The organism is Bordetella genomosp. 11, assembly GCF_002261215.1.
Taxonomy (GTDB): domain Bacteria; phylum Pseudomonadota; class Gammaproteobacteria; order Burkholderiales; family Burkholderiaceae_B; genus Bordetella_C.
Window position 1 is genome coordinate 4,371,885 of sequence record NZ_NEVS01000004.1, and the last position, 16,154, is coordinate 4,388,038.

The following is a 16,154-nucleotide window of genomic DNA, read 5'->3' on the forward strand; positions in this document are numbered from 1 at the left end:
AAACCCGTCCACCTATTGCGTAGCCGCATTATCCTGTTGTTGTGCGGTTGCGTCCAGAGTATCGACTCCGCCCGCCAGGCGGGTCAACAGTATCGAAATGCGGGCACCGCCCTCGCGGCGGTTCGCGAGATCGATACGCCCGCCGTGCTCTTCAACGATCTTGCGGACAATCGCCAATCCTAACCCAGTCCCGTGCGACTTGGTGGTGACATAAGGTTCGAAAGCCCGCTGCATGACCTGCGGAGAGAACCCCGGCCCGGTGTCGGCCACCGTGAACCGCAGCGCCAGCTGCTCCTCGCCATCGCCCTGGCGCGCACGGGTCAATTGCGTCGACACGCGCACCTTGCCGTCCTTTTGGTCCACGATGGCGTCCCGCGCATTGGCCAGCAGGTTGTGTATGACCTGGCGCAATTGCGTGGGATCGCCTTCGATGGCCGGCAGGCCCGGTTCGAGCTCGACCTCAAGGTTGAGGGAATTCACGTGATCGCGCAACACGCCTTCCACCGGATCCCAGCCGTACAAGGACAACACATCGGCCACCAGGTCGTTGAAATCGATGCGCTTCATGACGGCCGGCGGCGTGCGCGCGAACTCGCGGAAATCGTCCACCATGTGCTTCAGCGACGAGACCTGGTTGACGATGGTGTTGGTGGAACGCTCCAGCATGCGGCGGTCGTTGGGCTCGAGCCTGTCGGCCAGCTTCATGGCAAGGCGTTCCGCGGAAAGCTGGATGGGCGTCAACGGGTTCTTGATCTCATGGGCCAGCCGGCGCGCGACCTCGCCCCAGGCCACCGCGCGATTGGCCGACATCAGTTCGGTGATGTCGTCGAACACCACCAGGTAGCCGTTGCCGCGTCCGTCCACGCGCAAGTGCGTACCGCGCGCGAGCAGCGTGACGGTCTGCGGCGCGCCGGCCGGATGCGCGGCCGGACTGAGCTGGATTTCGAACTGCTGCTGCCAGTGCAGGCGCTCGGACCCCACCGCGGTATGCGCGGCGAACGCCTGCCGCACGATTTGCGCGAACGGCAGCATGCCCTCCACGGTTTCCAGCGGCCTGCCGATTACCGACCGCAGGTCCGCCTGCAGGATGGTCTGCGCGCCCTGGTTGACCGTGGTGACGCGAAAGCTTTCATCGAAGACCAGGACACCGGAGGACAGGTTGGACAGCACGCTTTCCAGATATACGTTCGAACGTTCGAGCTGCTGCCTGTTGCTTTCGACCATGCGGCGCGCCTCGTCCAGCTGCCGCGTCATGGCGTTGAAGGAGCGCGTGAGCTGGCCGACCTCGTCGCGTTCGGGCGGCTCGGGCAAGGGGCGGTAGTCGCCGATGCCGACCGCCTGCGTGCCGGCCGCCAGCCGCAACAGCGGACGCACCAGCCGCTTGGACAGCGACAGCGCCACGGCAATGGCGGCGAATACGGAAACCAGCAGCGCCAGCGTCAGGGTGATGCCATAGAGCTTGCGCAGCCCCAGCCGTGAGATCGCCAGTTCCTGGTAATCGCGAAAGCCCTGCTGCACGCGGTTGGCATTGTGCGCGATCTGCTCCGGCACGGGCTGGATCAGTTGCAGCCAGCGCGGTTCGCCCCCGGAGTTGCCCAGCGTGTCGAAGCGATCGGGCGCGACCAGCGGGATCACCACCCGCAAGTGCAGGCCGCCCTGGCCGCGGTCCAGCGGGTCGTCGGCCTCGGCGGCGGAATAGCCGCGCGACAGCCGCAACTGATTCAGGACCGTGGCGGGCGGCAGCTCGGGCAGCAATTGGCCGTATTGATTCGTCGAAAAGGCGATCATCCGGCCACCGCCGGTGAACACCATCGCTTCCTGCACGCCATTGGCTTCGCGCAGGCGGGTCAGCGTCAGGGCGATATTGGTATCGCTGGAGCGGTTCAATTCCGTGGCCATGGAACGGGCCCGGGCGTCCAGGTCGGCCAGCAGCGAGTCCAGCGCGGCGCGGCCCAGGTTCAGGCCCGATTCCAGCGCGCTATCGACCCGCACGTTGAACCAGGACTCGATGGACCGCGACATGAACTGCACGGACAAGGTGTAGATCAGGGCGCCCGGCACCACGCCGATCAATGTGAAGGCCAGCGCGAAGCGCGCCGTGAGCCGCGCCCCGAACTGACGCCGCCGTATCTGCCGCACCAGCTTGACCGTCAGCGCCACGACCCAGGCGAACAGCGCCAGCGCGACCACACCGTTCAACAGCAGCAAGGCATCGTAGTAGCGGGCCAGGCGCGAGGCATTGCCGGTGGACCAGGCCAACAGCCCCAGCAACAGCATGCCCGCCAGCGCGCCCGCGACCAAGGCGATGCGCAGGAGCATTCTCATCGCTTGTCCCCCGATGGATCGGCGATGGCGAAATCGAAGTCCTTCCAGGGCGTGGCCACGGACCACGAGCTGCTGTTCAATGCGTTGACCTGGAAGGGCCGGGCCAGCATGGAGGTGTCCAGCCGCAGGCGCAGGCGGCCGTCGTAGCGGACACCCGTGGACAGATCGCCGGCGTCGGCCACGGGCCAGCCGCGTATATGCCGCACCATGTCCATCGCGGCGTCCAGGGACTGCACCGGCAGGTTCAGCTCTCCGACACCGGCGCGCCACTGCCGGGTCAGGGCGTTATAGATGATACGCCACGTCATGCTGGTATCGGCCACGGTGGTATCGAGCCACCACCAGCGCGAACGCGTGATGACGATGTCGGCGGTGAAATAGAGGGGAACGCCCCGTTCCGCGGCCTCGCGCAGCTGGTCGTTCAATTCGAAGCGGATGTCCGCATCGATTTCGACCTTGCCGTTGCGGATGACGGGGTCGACATTGACGACCCTGGGGTCGGCCGCCCGCGCCGTGACCGCCCAGGGCAGCGAGAGCACGGTGGCCAGCAACAAAAGAAACAGGCGCGTGGAAATGGGCATACGAGGAATCAGCGCTGCGACCCTACTATTCTTGGCGATTCAGGTGGCCTTGGCAAACAAGGCATAGAAAAAGCCGTCATGCTGCGCCGTTTCTGTTGCGCCGGCGGCCACTGGCAGCAGTTGCCCCGGCGCCTCCAGGCGGCGGGCGTCGGCATGGCGCGCGGCGAACGCGGCGGCCTGGCGTTCGCCTTCTTCCGGGAAGACCGAGCAAGTGACATACAGCAGTCGCCCGCCCGGCGCGACAGTGCGCCACAGCGCGTCGACGATGCGCGTCTGCAGTTTGACGGTGCGCGGGACATCATCGGGCCGCCGCAACCAACGGATATCGGGGTGGCGCCGCACGATGCCGGATGCCGTGCACGGCACATCGGCAAGCACCGCGTCGAATGGCTGCCCGTCCCACCAGTCATCCGGGTTGGCGGCATCGCCCGCGCGCAGCGACACGCGTGGCGTATCCAGGCCCAGGCGGCGCAGATTGTCGCCGACGCGCCGCAGCCGCCCCGCGTCGGCATCGAGAGCCAGCAAATCGATATCGGCCAGTTCGAGCAGATGCGCCGTTTTGCCGCCCGGCGCGGCGCACGCGTCGAGCACGCGCATGCCGTCCTTGACGCCCAGCAACGGCGCCGCCAGCTGCGCGCCCGCGTCCTGCACGGACCACCAGCCGTCCTCGAAACCCGGCAAACGCTGCACAGGCCGGGGCTGGGCCAGGACGATGCCGGCCGCGCCGGCCGGCTGGCCGTCGACGCCGGCCGCCAGGAACGCAGCCAGTACCTGTTCGCGCGTCGCGCGGCGGCAGTTCACGCGCAGCGTCATGGGTGCGGGCACGTTGGCCGCCGCCAGAATCGATTCCCATGCATCGGGATAGGCCGAGCGCAGCTTGTCCACCCACCACTGCGGGTGATTCCAGCGTGCCTCGATCTGGCGGCTCAGTTGCGGCAGCAAAGTGTCGCGGTCACGCAGGAAAGACCGCAAGGCACCGTTGACCAGCCCTTTCAGGGGCGCCACCCGAGGCAGGCGCCCGGCAGCTTCCACCGCCTGGTCGACCACCGTGTACGGGGCATAGGCGGGCGCCCCGGCGGCAGGCGTCCCGGCGGTCTCTGGCGCGATCGCTTGGGTAATCCCGGGCGGCACGTAAAAGGGCGCCTGTGGCGCGTGTTCGATCGCCGCCGCGCCCGTGGGGCCGGGCAGCAGCAGGGCCAGGCTGACCAGCAACAGGGCTTCGGCCAGGGGTTCTGGCGGCGTGCGCGGGACCAGGATGCGGCGCGCCGCACGCGCCTCGCCCAACCGGCGCATGGTATGGAAGGACAGAGCCTGCGTGCCGGCGCGCAATGGCGCGGGTACCTGTCCGATGGCGTCCGTCATGGACCGCCCCGCCAACACGGCTCGCACAACGCCGGCACTTTCCGCGAGCAAATCGCGCAATGGGGCGGCGACGGCCGCCGGCGAGGATGTGGAGTCGGACATGGGACGGGGAAGACCGGTATGCAGAACCCCTAATGGTACCTGCTCACCGGGCGGCGCGCCGGCGGCCTATTCCCCATAAGACCGCTTGCGCGAGCAGCAGGGGCGCCACGCTGAATGCGACGATGACCGACCACATGCCGGCGGATGGCGGGGCGATCTGCAGCAAGGAGGCCGCGGCAGGCAGATAAGGCGGAACTGCCAGCAGCACGGCGCACAGCAGCAGCGCGCCCCATAGCCAGCGGTTCCGCGTGATTTCGTTCACGACCGGTCCGGATCCCGCGCCGCGCATATTCAGCACATGCCATAGCTGGGCGAAGGCCAGGGTCAGGAATGTCACCGTGACCGATTGCCGCGCGTCCAGGCCCAGCCAGCGCGTCGCGGCCAGTGCGCCGAACGTGCTGGCGCTCAATGCGGTTCCGTATAGAACGATCGCCAGCCATTGCCGCCGACCCAGTATCGGTTGGCGGGGATCGCGCGGCGCGCGGCGCAGGACGCCGGCCTCGCCCTCGCCCATCGCCAGCGCGAAGGCCGGGAATACATCGGTGACCAGGTTGAGATAAAGAATCTGCAACGGCAGCAGCGGCAAAGGCAGCCCCGTCAACACCGCCAGCCCGACGGCCATGACTTCGCCGAAATTGCATGACAGCAGGTAAACGACAAAGCGGCGGATATTGCCGTAGATGACCCTGCCCTCGCGGATCGCCTTGACGATGGTGGGAAAGGCATCGTCAAGCAGGACCATGGCGGCTGCCTGGCGTGCGACGTCGGTACCGCGCAGGCCCATGGCGACACCGATATCGGCCTGCCGCAAGGCGGGCGCGTCGTTGACGCCGTCGCCCGTCATGGCGACGATCTCGCCCGCGGCCTGATACGCCTTGACCAGGGCCAGCTTTTCAGCCGGGTTTACGCGGGCGAAGATGCCGATCCCGCGCAAAGCGGGCCAGCCCTCCGCGATCAGGTGCGCGACGCGCCTGCCCTCGACGATACGCGCGGCATCGGCATCCAATCCGACGGCGCGACCGATGCTGGCCGCGGTCACCGCGTGATCGCCCGTCACCATGACGACGCGGATGCCGGCCTGACGGCAGTCCCGGATCGCCTGCGGCACATCGGCGCGAGCGGGATCCTCCAGGCCGATCAGGCCCAGCAGCACCAGCCCGGCGTAGGGTTCGCCGTCCGCGCGGGTATCCATCTTCATCGCGCAGGCCAGCACGCGCAGCCCGTGCCGGCCGAGCTGGTCGGCACGGGCCAGCCACTCGGCCCGCATGGCATCATCGAGCGCCGCTTCGCCCTCGATGCCCATCGCGCGCGTTGCGGCGGCAACGACCGCCTCGGGCGCGCCCTTCACCGAAAACAGATACCCGTCCCCGCTTTTGTGTATGGTCGCCATCATTTTCGTGGCGGGATCGAAGGCATGCTTCTGGACGGCGGGATGGCCGCGCAGCAACGCAGCGCGCCTGATGCCCGCCTCCAGCCCGGCGCGCAGCAGGGCGACCTCCATGGGGTCGCCCGTGCCGCCGCTACCGTCGGCACGGTCCAGGTGGGCATCGTTGCAAAGCACCCCCACCCGCAGCAGCGCCGCGACCTGGGCGTCGTCGGCCGGCCAGGGGCGCTCTCCTGCCTTCGGGCGGGCGGGCGCCAGGTCCACATCGCCGGAACCGACGCACAGCCGGCGCACCGTCATGCGGTTCTCGGTCAAGGTACCGGTTTTGTCAGTCAGGATGACAGTCGTCGCCCCCAGGGTCTCTACCGCGGACAACCGCTCCACAAGCGCGTTCTGCCGCGCCATGCGCCACATCCCGCGCGCGAGGGCCAGCGTCGCGACGATGGGAAGGCCCTCCGGTATGGCCGCCACGGCCAGCGCGATGGCGGCCTCGATCATGGTGAAGGCGGCCCGGCCCGCGAGCAGCCCTGCGGTGCCGATGGCGGCCGCGACGGCCAGCGTCACCCAGCACAGCTGCGCGGACAGCCGGGCCAGATGGCGCTCCAGCGGCGAATCGCCCGGATGGGCATCCACGACCAGTCGCGTCACTTTCCCGAGCTCGGTCGACAAGCCGGTGGCGACCACGACCCCGGCGCCGCTGCCGCGCGTGACGGCGGTGCCCTTGAACAGCATGCATGCGCGATCGCCTATGCGCGCGTCCGCGACCACCGGATTCACCTGCTTGTCGACCGGGATCGATTCGCCGGTCAGGGCGGATTCGTCGGCGGCAAGGCGCGACGCTTCGATCAGGCGCACGTCCGCCGTCACCGCGTCTCCGGCATCCAGCAGGACGATATCGCCTGGCACGAGTTCCTCCGCCGGGACCAGGCGCACCCGGCCATCGCGCCGGATGCGCGCGGTACGGCCACCCAGCGCGCGCAGCGCCTCTATCGAGCGCGTGGCCTTCAATTCCGTGGCGAAACCGATCAGGGCATTGACGACGAGTACGGCCGCGATGGTAAAGCCCTCTTCCAGCTCGCCGAAATAAAAGCCGAGCGCGGCCGCGCCGCCCAGCAGCCAGACCACGGGGCTTTTGAATTGATGCAGCAGCAACCGGGTCATGCTGGCGGCGCGCGGCGAGGCGATGATGTTCGGCCCGAAACGCTGGCGCCGCGCGGGGACGTCCTCGTCCCGCAGCCCCTCTGCGCTGGCGACGCGCAGCCGATGGAGCAGCTCCGTCACCCCCAGGGTGTGGGGACGATCGGGCACCGCCATGCCGGCAGCGCCGTCCAGGCCTAACGGCTGATCCATAGGTTGGCTCGCTCTTCACGATGGATGTGCCGCGGGTCCAGGTCCTTGCGCTGCCGATGGGGATGCAGCGACCTGAGCGTTCGCGGCCGGTGCCCCATGTGTACCGCCCCGCGCGCCGGGCGTTATTGATCTCGAACAAGGCCGAGGCCGATCCTGCCCGCCGGCGCCGGCCCGCGCCCTAGCGGGGCGCCATGCGGCGCAGCGTATCGTCCCTGACGACGAAGTGATGCCATAGCGCCGCCAGCGCATGCGCCCCGATGACGAAATAAAAGGCGTTGCCGATCAGCTCATGCGCTTCCTTGATGACGCCATGCAGCAGCGGCCAGGCCGGCACAACCTGGATGGACCACCCCAGGCCCGGGACGACCACCGGGTAGCCGCCTGTGTTCAGCATCAGTATGCCCAGTATGGGTTGTGCCACGAGGAAGATATACAGGGCCGCGTGCGCGGCAGCGGCCAGGCGGCGCAGCAGCGGCGTCTCGTTCGCGGGCGGGGGCGCGCGCCGGAAGGCCCGCCAGGCCAGCCGCGCCACCGACAGCGTCAGGACGGAAAGGCCCGCGCCCATATGCACGGACGTCCACAGCGACCGTGAGGCGGTACCGGACGGACCGCGGATTTCGATGGCCAGATAGGCCAGGCCCACGAGCACGGCGGTCAGCCAATGGAAAGCGATCGATAGCCGATCGTAGCGGGGCGCGGCCAACGCGGCGGCCGGCGCATGGAAGGTTGTATTGGACATGGCGTCTGGTGAGCGGGCTCAGTTCGTACTGTTGATGGGATAGGGAGGAATGTCGATCCTGACCTTCAGGCCGACGGGGGGCGATGCATGGGCATCGGACAATGCGATGCGGGCCTGCCAGCGGTTCACGATGGCCGCGACGATCGAGAGACCCAGGCCGGATCCGCTTTGGCGGCTGCCGACGATCCGGTAGAAGCGGTCGAAGACGCGGTCGCGTTCCGCCGGCGCGATACCGGGGCCGTTGTCCTCGACCTCCAGCACCGTTCCCGAGCTGTCGCCGCGCAGGCGCAGATCGACGCGGCCGCCCGCGGGGGTATAGCGGATGGCGTTGTCCAGCAGGTTGCGCGCGAGGGTGGCCAGGTCGACCGGCGTCGCGGCGATCCGCACGGCATCGTCCACCTGCACGCCCAGGTCGATGGATCGGGCTTCGGCCATCGGCAATAAGTCTTCCACGACGCGCGATATCACGGCTTTCGCATCGATCAACGGCGCCGGCCGCGGCGCGGCGTCCTGCGAACGCGCCAGTGACAGCAACTGCTCGGCCAGCGCGATCGTGCGCCGCAGGCCGCCGCGCAACTCCGCCAGGCGCGCGGCGGCGTCCGGCGATACCTGCGCGGCCGACACGTTGTCCAGCTGCACCGACATGGCCGCAAGCGGCGAGCGCAGCTCGTGCGCCGCATCGGCCACGAAACGCCGCTGCATTTCCATGGACTCGCGCACGCGGCCCAGCAGGCCGTTGATCGACGCGACAAAGGGCCGGATCTCGCGCGGCACCTGCGTGTCGTCCAAGGGACGCAGATCATGATGGATGCGGGCGTCGATGCCGCGCGCCAGGCGCGAGACCGGCAACAGGCCGCGCCGTATCATCAAGGCGATCGCGGCGATCAGCACGGGAATCAGGATCATGAAAGGGACCAGCGTGCGCCACCCACTGCCGCGCGCAAGCTCATCGCGCGCGGCGGTGCGCTGGCCGACGGCCAGCCTTTCGCCGGACCGCAGCTGGGTGACGTAGAAGCGCCAGCGGGCGCCGTTCGCATCCAGGGTCTGGAAGCCGTCGGGCAGATCGTCGGGCAGGCTCAGGCTGCCCGGCCATGCCGCGGCGCGGGCTTGTCCTCGATCCAGCAACTGGATCACCACCGCGCGCTTGCGCATCTCGTGATCGTTGGCGAACGGCATCGCCGGCGCCATGGGCGAGAGCGCGTTCTGGTCCATCAGCGCGGCAACCTGCCGCAGCTGCGCGTCCTGGTATTCATTCGCCTCATGAATGGCGGTGAAGAAGGAAGACACGCCCGCGAGCACCGCCGCGACGGCGACGATGGCGGCCAGCCAACAGGACAGGTAAACCTGTAGCGAAACCTTCATCGGGCGCTCGCGACGCTCCATCCCAGCCCCCTGACATTGCGTATGGCCGCGCTGCCCAGCTTGCGGCGCAGGCCGTGGATAAGGTATTCGACGGCATTGCTTTCAACCTGCTCGTTCCAGCCGTAGACCCGCTCTTCCAGCTCGTGGCGCGACAGAATGGCCCCCGGACGCAGCATCAGGGCCTGCAGCAGCGCGAACTCTTTCGCGGTCAGCCGGATCTCCTGCCCGTCGATGGCGGCCACGCGGCGCACCAGGTCCAGGCTGAGGTGGCCGTTGGTCAGCACGGACGCGGCACTGCCTGCCTGGCGGCGCATGACGGCCCGCATGCGAGCCACCAGCTCCGCGGTTTCGAAAGGCTTGGCGATGTAGTCGTCCGCGCCCATGTCCAAGCCGGCAACGCGATCCGCGAGCGCGTCGCGCGCCGTGATGACCAGCACGGGCAGCGTGTCGCCCCGGCGCCTGAGTTCGGCCAGCACGCCCAAACCATCGCGGCCCGGCAGGCCCAGATCCAGCAGCATGAAATCGTAGTCATGCGTGGCAACCGCCACCAGGGCGGCCTCGCCGTCCGCCACGTGGTCGACGGCATAAGCCGCGTCGCGCAAGGCGATCAGGACGGCAGAAGCGATCATGGGGTCGTCTTCGACCAGCAGGACTCTCATGCCTGGAATTCCGGTTCTTGGTTCATCGGTCGGCAGCTTAGCGGCGAATACTTAGCGCCGACTTAGGAAGGCGCCGTCCCGGGCGGCGCGGCGCCTGCTAATTCCATATGGATATATATTTATTATCGAATGTAATATACGAAAAAATCGCAAGCAGGGGACAGGAATGAAGGGACAACCCACGGGCACGCCGCCGCGCCAGGAAGCGCCGCGCCGGACGACATACCGACGATGCGCCGCGCTGCTGCTGGCCTGTTCCGCCGCGTCCGGCGGCCTGGCCGTTGCGGCGGATGGCGTGCAGACCGGACGCGGCATCGCCGACAACGGCATCAATGGCGTGGCGGCCTGTGCGGCCTGCCACGGCGCGAAGGGCGAAGGCAACCCGGCGGGCGGCTTTCCCCGCCTTGCCGGGCAAGGCGCGGAGTATCTCGCCAAGCAGTTGGATGACATCGCCGACGGCGTGCGGCCCAGCCCGCTCATGGCCCCGATCGCCAAAGGCCTGGACCCGACGCAACGCAAGGCCGTAGCAGCGTATTACGCCGGCCTGCCGCCGCCCTATTCCGCCGCGGCGGTAGAGGCTTCCGCCGACGCGGCCGTTACGCCCGCCCAGCGCGGCGCGTGGCTGGCTACGCGGGGAGATTGGGGCAAGAATCTGCCCGCATGCAACCAGTGCCATGGCCCGGGCGGCGTGGGCGTCGGCGCGGCCATTCCCGCGTTGGCGGGACAGTCCGCGGATTACCTGGCGAACCAGTTGAAGGCCTGGCAGGCGGGACGCCGTTCGCCGCTGCCGCTGGGCCTGATGCCAGCGATCGCCACGCGGCTAAGCCCCCAGGACATCGATGCCGTCTCGGCGTATTACGCCGGCCTGCCGGGAACATCGGCCGGCGTCACGGCTAAAGCGGGAGACAAACATGAGTGACACCGCACCGGCCGACCGCGAGGCACGCGGCGCATACCGCCCGTCCTTCGCGCGCATCGTCGCCGCAGCCGTCCTGGCCCTGCCACTTGCCGCCCTGGCCGCCGGGAAAGCGCCCGTCTTCCAGCCCCCGCCGGAGTCGGCCATACCGGATAACGAATTCGGCAAGGTCGTGCGGGAAGGCGAGCGGATCTTCATGAACACGCCCGGGCGCGCGGCCCAGTACGTCGGCAACAACCTGAACTGCGCCAGTTGCCACCTCGATGCCGGCCGGCGGCCGGACTCCGCGCCCATGTGGGCGGCGTACGTGGTCTACCCCGCGTATCGCAGCAAGAACAAGCACGTGAATACCCTGGCCGAGAGAATCCAGGGCTGTTTCATGTACAGCATGAACGGCAAGGCGCCGCCGCAGGACGATCCGATCATGACCGCGCTGCAGACCTATATGTTCTGGCTGGCAAGCGAGGCGCCGACCGGCGTGAAGCTATCCGGCCAGGGTTATCCCAAGCTGCCGCAGCCGGCCCTGAAGGCCGACTACCTGCGCGGGCAGGAAGTCTACGGGCAGAACTGCGCGCTATGCCACGGTGCCAACGGCGAAGGCCGTAAAACCCAGGACGGTCGCTGGGTATTTCCCGCCCTTTGGGGCGCGGATTCGTTCAACTGGGGCGCCGGCATGCACCAGCTGGGCAACGCCGCGGGCTTCATCAAGGCCAATATGCCGCTGGGCCAGGGCGGCCTGCTGTCGGTGCAGGAGGCCTGGGACGTCGCCTATTTCATGAATGCGCACGAGCGTCCGCAGGATCCGCGCTATCGCGGCGACGTCGCCGAGACCCGCAGGAAGTATCACGATGACAGCGATTCCCTGTACGGCCTGGAGGTCAATGGACAATTGCTGGGGGCTCATGCGCCACCTGCGGGCGGACGCTTGCGCGGCGCCACGCCATAGCGCGCCCGGCGCCAACCGCGGATAGGTCAACCCTGGCGTTCGACCCGCGCGAAGCGGGCGCTGTCGGCCGGCGTGGCGGGACCTTGCGGCCGGACCGCGGGGGTGGGTGCCGGCGTGGGCGCGGGGATGTCCGCACCCGTGGACGGCGCCGCGGGACCGCCGCAGAAAACCGCGTACAGGCAGTCCAGCAGGGTTTTGATGCGGGGATCCGCGATGCTGTAGAACACCGACCGGGCCTGGTGCCGCGTCCGCACGAGGCCGTTCTGGCGCAGCTCCGCCAACTGCTGCGAAAGACCCGGCTGCCGCAGGCCCAGGGTACGCTCCAGCGTTGCCACCGAACATTCCTCGCGCGCGATCTCGCACAGCAACAGCAACCGTATGGGGTGCGCGAGCAGCCGCAGGATCTCGGCGGCCTCGGGCACCGCCGCCTTCATGGCGTCCAGCGCGTTGCCCTTGGCGTCGCTCATGCCGCCGTTCACGGCTTTCTCCAGCGGAAGTACCAGGATTCGCCTTCACCCGGCGCGCAGGCCAGCGCGGCGGCCGCATCGGCCGGTGCCGGTTCGAGCAGCCGTTCGCCGGGCTGCCAGCCCTCCGGCGTGGACGCCCGCTCGCGGTCGCCCGTCTGCAGCGCGGCCACCAGCCGCAGCAATTCCTCGATGGAACGGCCGATATTCGCGGGATACCAGCTCATGGCGCGCACGATGCCCTCAGGGTCGATCACGTAGGTCGCGCGCGCCGTCGAACTGTCCGCCGCGGCGGCGTCGACCATACCGTAGCCGCGCGCGATCGCCATGGAAGGGTCCTCGACGATGGGAAAGTCGATCTTCACGCCGAACCGGGCATGGATATCGTGGATCCACGCGAGATGAGAAAACAGTCCATCGACGGACAAGGCCAGCAGGTCGCAGCCCAAGGCGTCGAAGCGCGGCTTGGCCTGGGCGAAGGCGATGAATTCGCTGGTGCAGACGGGAGTGAAATCCGCGGGATGCGAAAACAGCAGGAGCCATCGCCCGCGGTAGTCGCCCAGCGCGACCTCGCCCATGGTCGTGCGCGCCTTGAACCCCGGGGCCGGTTCATTGATGCGCAGCGGAGGGTGGGAAATCGAGGGGGACAGGTCCATGGCGATCACGCGGCTGAAAGAGCGCCAATGCTACCGCGCCGGCGGCAGGCACCCAAAAACAACTGGACTGGGTACATTTACTATATTACATTAATCGCGTAATTAGCACCTGCAAAGAGATCCGGAGGTCGCCATGACGTCCCATCACTCCGACCCTTCGGTGCGCGAGGCCATCGCGATCGTCAATGCCGCGCGCCGTGGCGAACAGCCCCGGCCCCACATCGATTCGTTCTTCGACGAAGCCACGTTCACCGCCAGCCATATCGTGCGCGACCCCGACTCGTCCTGGTGCGCCGTCGTCGATAGCGTGCTCGACTTCGATGCCGCCAGCGGCCGCACCGCGGATACCTCCGCCACGCGGATCGCCGACCATGTGCGGGCAAACGGACTGCACGCCCAATGGCAGCTGGAAACCCATGCACACGCGGATCACCTGTCCGCCGCGCCCCTGCTGCAGCAGCGCCTCGGCGGCCGGTTGGCCATCGGCCGGCACATCACCGCCGTGCAGGAAGTCTTCGGCAAGATCTTCAACGCCGGGTCGGATTTCGCCCGCGACGGCAGCCAGTTCGATCATCTGTTCGAGGATGGCGAACGCTTTTCCGTCGGTGCACTGCAAGGCATTGCCCTGCACGTACCGGGACACACGCCGGCCTGCATGGCGTATGTGATCGGCGACGCCGTGTTCACCGGCGATACCCTGTTCATGCCGGACTACGGCACGGCGCGCTGTGACTTTCCCGGCGGCGATGCCCGCACGCTATACCGGTCGATCCGGCGCCTGCTGGCATTGCCCGACGAGACGCGCGTATTCCTGTGCCACGACTACAAGGCGCCGGGCCGCGACACCTACGCCTGGGAAACCACCATCGGCGCCGAACGCACCGGCAACGTCCACGCGCGCGAAGGCATCGGCGAAGACGCATTCGTCGCGATGCGGCGCGAGCGCGACGCCGGGCTTGCAATGCCCAGGCTGATATTGCCTTCCGTGCAGGTCAATATGCGTGCCGGCCATCTGCCCGAACCCGAAGCCAATGGCGTGCGCTATCTCAAGCTTCCCCTGAACGTCCTCTGACAATGGCACCCGCACCTCTTTTCTGGCTCTGGCCCGTCGTCGGCGGCACGCTGATCGGCCTGTCCGCCGCGCTATACCTGGTATTCGCCGGCCGCATCGCGGGAATCTCCGGGATGGCGGCCTCCGCCGCCGGCATCGCGGCGGGACGATGGCAGGCCATGCCCGCCGTATTCCTGGCCGGCTTGATGCTGGGCGCCGTGGCCGCCAGCCATTTCGTCAGGTCGCCGGTCCTTTCCATGACGGCATCCTGGCCGCTGATCGCCGCCGCGGGCCTGCTGGTCGGCTTCGGCACGCGGATGGGCTCGGGCTGCACCAGCGGCCATGGCGTATGCGGCCTGGCCCGCCTTTCGCCGCGCTCCATCGCCGCCACGATCACCTTCATGGCGGCGGCGGCCATCACCGTATATATCGTCCGGCATGTCGCGGGAGGCACCCCATGAAATGGCTCGTCGCCCTGTTTTGCGGGGCCCTGTTCGGCGCCGGTTTGGCCATCTCGGACATGATGAATCCCGCGCGGGTCCTGGCATTCCTGGATGTCGCGGGCGCATGGGATCCCTCCCTGGCCCTGGTCATGGCGTCCGCGCTGGTGCCCTCGGCCCTGGGCTACCTGTATGCGCGCAAGCGAGGCCGCACGGTCCTGGGCGACCCGCTGCAGATCCCGCCCAGGGGTCCGGTCGACATGCGCCTGCTGGCCGGCGCGGCCATCTTCGGGATCGGTTGGGGCCTGGCGGGCTTGTGTCCGGGGCCCGCGATCGCGGCATTGACGGTATTGGATCCGCGCTTCTTTCTCTTCGTGATCGCCATGCTGATAGGCATGGCCCTGCAGGGCGCCTGGCAGGCGCGCCCGGGCTCGCGCGGCGACCGGTCCTGAAAGCATTACCCGGAGCAATCATGCGTATGGAAACCAAGGAAAGCGCGCCGGCATCCGGCCCAACGTCGGCCACGCCAGCCCCGATCGCGAAGGACGGCACGTCGCCACGCGGCATCAGGCACTTCGACGTCGTGATCGTCGGCGGCGGCTCCAGCGGCATCGCCTGCGCGGCCAGCCTGCTGCGGCGCCGCCCGCGATTGGGCATTTGCCTGATCGAACCCGCCACGGAGCATTATTACCAGCCCGGCTGGACCCTGGTCGGCGCGGGCGTATTCTCGCCTTCGCATACCGTGCGGCCGATGCGCTCGGTGATCCCGGATGGCGTCGCATGGGAACGCCAGGCCGCCGCCGGATTCGATCCGGATAACGACGAGGTGCTCCTGCAGGACGGCAGCAGGATGCGGTACCGCGCCCTGGTCGCCGCGCCCGGTCTTAAGCTCGATTGGCAGGCCATCCCGGGCCTTGCCGAAGCGCTGGGCCAACATGGCGTGACGTCGAACTACCGCTATGACCTTGCTCCCTATACCTGGAAGCTCGTACAGGGACTGCGTGGCGGCAAGGCGCTCTTTACCCAGCCGCCCATGCCGATCAAATGCGCGGGGGCGCCGCAGAAAGCCATGTACCTGTCGGCCGACCATTGGCGCAGGCACGGCACATTGGCGCAAACGCGCATCGAGTTTCACAACGCCGGCGGCGTCCTGTTCGGCGTGCCGGCGTATGTGCCGGCATTGATGGAATACGTGACGCGGTATGGCATCGGGCTGAACTTCGGATCCACGCTGGTGGCCGTCGACGGCCCGGGCCGGACCGCGACGTTCGCGCGGACCGACGGCGACGGCAAGCGTACGGAAACGGTACAGCCGTTCGATATGCTGCACGTGTGCCCGCCGCAAACGGCACCCGATTTCATCCGCGCCAGCCCGCTGGCCGCGGCCAGCGGCTGGATCGACGTGGACCCGGCAACCCTGCGCCATGCGCGATGGAGCAACATCTTCGCGCTGGGGGACGCCGCCGGGACGACCAACGCCAAGACCGCCGCGGCGGCCCGCAAGCAGGCCCCCGTCGTGGCCGAGAATGTCATCGCCACCCTGGAAAAAAAGCCGCTTTCCGCCGCCTACGATGGCTACGGGTCCTGCCCATTGACCGTCGAGCGAGGCAAGATCGTGCTGGCCGAATTCGGCTATGGTGGCAAGCTATTGCCCAGCTTCCCGACATGGTTGATCGATGGCCGGCGCCCTTCGCGCCTGGCCTGGTACCTGAAGTCGGAGGCCCTGCCGGCGATCTATTGGAAGGGAATGCTCAAGGGCCGCGAATGGCTTACCGCGCCGCGGCGCCTGGAGCCGGCGCAGAGTTGAGCGAGCGCCG

Annotated in this window: 15 protein-coding genes; 6 read left to right on the forward strand and 9 right to left on the reverse strand. The window is 68.2% G+C overall.

Annotated elements, in window-relative coordinates:
- Positions 1-12: 12 nt before the first annotated feature.
- The 7 genes from CAL28_RS27355 to CAL28_RS27385 form a co-directional block, all read right to left on the reverse strand.
- Entirely contained in the window at positions 13-2,325 is a 2,313-nt protein-coding gene (locus CAL28_RS27355) for a sensor histidine kinase (RefSeq protein WP_094844137.1), read from the reverse strand.
- The gene (locus tag CAL28_RS27360; protein WP_094844138.1) at positions 2,322-2,906 is read right to left on the reverse strand and encodes a DUF4390 domain-containing protein; all 585 of its coding nucleotides are present in this window, start codon (positions 2,904-2,906) and stop codon (positions 2,322-2,324) included. The genes CAL28_RS27355 and CAL28_RS27360 overlap by 4 nt, the downstream gene beginning before the upstream one ends.
- A 39-nt stretch (positions 2,907-2,945) precedes the next feature.
- Positions 2,946-4,370, reverse strand: a complete 1,425-nt coding sequence (gene rsmB, locus CAL28_RS27365; protein WP_094844139.1) for a 16S rRNA (cytosine(967)-C(5))-methyltransferase RsmB — start codon at positions 4,368-4,370, stop codon at positions 2,946-2,948.
- A 43-nt stretch (positions 4,371-4,413) separates the two neighbouring features.
- Positions 4,414-7,104 (reverse strand): cation-translocating P-type ATPase, encoded by a 2,691-nt coding sequence (locus CAL28_RS27370; RefSeq protein WP_094844140.1) that lies wholly within the window; start codon positions 7,102-7,104, stop codon positions 4,414-4,416.
- 178 nt (positions 7,105-7,282) lie between these two features.
- Positions 7,283-7,843: a cytochrome b gene (locus CAL28_RS27375; RefSeq protein WP_094844141.1), complete on the reverse strand. Its 561-nt coding sequence runs from the start codon at positions 7,841-7,843 to the stop codon at positions 7,283-7,285.
- 18 nt (positions 7,844-7,861) lie between these two features.
- The gene (locus CAL28_RS27380; protein WP_254926250.1) at positions 7,862-9,205 is read right to left on the reverse strand and encodes an ATP-binding protein; all 1,344 of its coding nucleotides are present in this window, start codon (positions 9,203-9,205) and stop codon (positions 7,862-7,864) included.
- Positions 9,202-9,864 carry a response regulator gene (locus tag CAL28_RS27385; RefSeq protein WP_094844143.1) on the reverse strand — a complete coding sequence of 221 codons (663 nt, stop codon included), beginning with the start codon at positions 9,862-9,864 and terminating at the stop codon, positions 9,202-9,204. The genes CAL28_RS27380 and CAL28_RS27385 overlap by 4 nt, the downstream gene beginning before the upstream one ends.
- Before the next feature lie 166 nt (positions 9,865-10,030).
- Between CAL28_RS27385 and CAL28_RS27390 the strand changes: the two genes are divergently transcribed.
- Together CAL28_RS27390 and CAL28_RS27395 are read left to right on the forward strand one after the other, a co-directional pair.
- A complete protein-coding gene (locus CAL28_RS27390) occupies positions 10,031-10,783 on the forward strand; it encodes a c-type cytochrome (RefSeq protein WP_094844144.1) in 753 nt (250 codons plus the stop codon).
- Entirely contained in the window at positions 10,776-11,726 is a 951-nt protein-coding gene (locus CAL28_RS27395; protein ID WP_094844145.1) for a c-type cytochrome, read from the forward strand. The genes CAL28_RS27390 and CAL28_RS27395 overlap by 8 nt, the downstream gene beginning before the upstream one ends.
- Before the next feature lie 26 nt (positions 11,727-11,752).
- On the opposite strand, the gene CAL28_RS27400 is transcribed toward CAL28_RS27395, so the two are convergent.
- A complete protein-coding gene (locus tag CAL28_RS27400; RefSeq protein WP_217906602.1) occupies positions 11,753-12,205 on the reverse strand; it encodes an ArsR/SmtB family transcription factor in 453 nt (150 codons plus the stop codon).
- On the reverse strand, positions 12,202-12,846 hold the full coding sequence (locus CAL28_RS27405) for a peroxiredoxin (protein ID WP_094844882.1): 645 nt from the start codon (positions 12,844-12,846) through the stop codon (positions 12,202-12,204). The genes CAL28_RS27400 and CAL28_RS27405 overlap by 4 nt, the downstream gene beginning before the upstream one ends.
- Positions 12,847-12,979: 133 nt before the next feature.
- Here CAL28_RS27405 and CAL28_RS27410 point away from each other — a divergent pair, with 133 nt between their 5' ends.
- From CAL28_RS27410 to CAL28_RS27425, 4 genes are read left to right on the forward strand one after another with little or no spacing between them, the layout of a single operon-like run.
- Positions 12,980-13,918: an MBL fold metallo-hydrolase gene (locus CAL28_RS27410; RefSeq protein ID WP_094844146.1), complete on the forward strand. Its 939-nt coding sequence runs from the start codon at positions 12,980-12,982 to the stop codon at positions 13,916-13,918.
- A gap of 2 nt (positions 13,919-13,920) precedes the next feature.
- A complete protein-coding gene (locus tag CAL28_RS27415) occupies positions 13,921-14,358 on the forward strand; it encodes a YeeE/YedE family protein (protein ID WP_094844147.1) in 438 nt (145 codons plus the stop codon).
- Positions 14,355-14,789 (forward strand): DUF6691 family protein, encoded by a 435-nt coding sequence (locus CAL28_RS27420; protein WP_094844148.1) that lies wholly within the window; start codon positions 14,355-14,357, stop codon positions 14,787-14,789. Before CAL28_RS27415 ends, CAL28_RS27420 begins: the two co-directional genes overlap by 4 nt.
- 26 nt (positions 14,790-14,815) lie before the next feature.
- Positions 14,816-16,144: an FAD/NAD(P)-binding oxidoreductase gene (locus tag CAL28_RS27425; RefSeq protein WP_440588449.1), complete on the forward strand. Its 1,329-nt coding sequence runs from the start codon at positions 14,816-14,818 to the stop codon at positions 16,142-16,144.
- Positions 16,145-16,154 lie beyond the last annotated feature (10 nt).

Bases quoted from the DNA above. Each gene is read 5' to 3' on its own strand.
- CAL28_RS27355 (WP_094844137.1), bottom strand. From the start codon at position 2,325: ATGAGAATGCTCCTGCGCATCGCCTTGGTCGCGGGCGCGCTGGCGGGC.
- CAL28_RS27360 (WP_094844138.1), bottom strand. From the start codon at position 2,906: ATGCCCATTTCCACGCGCCTGTTTCTTTTGTTGCTGGCCACCGTGCTC.
- rsmB (WP_094844139.1), bottom strand. From the start codon at position 4,370: ATGTCCGACTCCACATCCTCGCCGGCGGCCGTCGCCGCCCCATTGCGC.
- CAL28_RS27370 (WP_094844140.1), bottom strand. From the start codon at position 7,104: ATGGATCAGCCGTTAGGCCTGGACGGCGCTGCCGGCATGGCGGTGCCC.
- CAL28_RS27375 (WP_094844141.1), bottom strand. From the start codon at position 7,843: ATGTCCAATACAACCTTCCATGCGCCGGCCGCCGCGTTGGCCGCGCCC.
- CAL28_RS27380 (WP_254926250.1), bottom strand. From the start codon at position 9,205: ATGAAGGTTTCGCTACAGGTTTACCTGTCCTGTTGGCTGGCCGCCATC.
- CAL28_RS27385 (WP_094844143.1), bottom strand. From the start codon at position 9,864: ATGAGAGTCCTGCTGGTCGAAGACGACCCCATGATCGCTTCTGCCGTC.
- CAL28_RS27390 (WP_094844144.1), top strand. From the start codon at position 10,031: ATGAAGGGACAACCCACGGGCACGCCGCCGCGCCAGGAAGCGCCGCGC.
- CAL28_RS27395 (WP_094844145.1), top strand. From the start codon at position 10,776: ATGAGTGACACCGCACCGGCCGACCGCGAGGCACGCGGCGCATACCGC.
- CAL28_RS27405 (WP_094844882.1), bottom strand. From the start codon at position 12,846: ATGGACCTGTCCCCCTCGATTTCCCACCCTCCGCTGCGCATCAATGAA.
- CAL28_RS27410 (WP_094844146.1), top strand. From the start codon at position 12,980: ATGACGTCCCATCACTCCGACCCTTCGGTGCGCGAGGCCATCGCGATC.
- CAL28_RS27415 (WP_094844147.1), top strand. From the start codon at position 13,921: ATGGCACCCGCACCTCTTTTCTGGCTCTGGCCCGTCGTCGGCGGCACG.
- CAL28_RS27420 (WP_094844148.1), top strand. From the start codon at position 14,355: ATGAAATGGCTCGTCGCCCTGTTTTGCGGGGCCCTGTTCGGCGCCGGT.
- CAL28_RS27425 (WP_440588449.1), top strand. From the start codon at position 14,816: ATGGAAACCAAGGAAAGCGCGCCGGCATCCGGCCCAACGTCGGCCACG.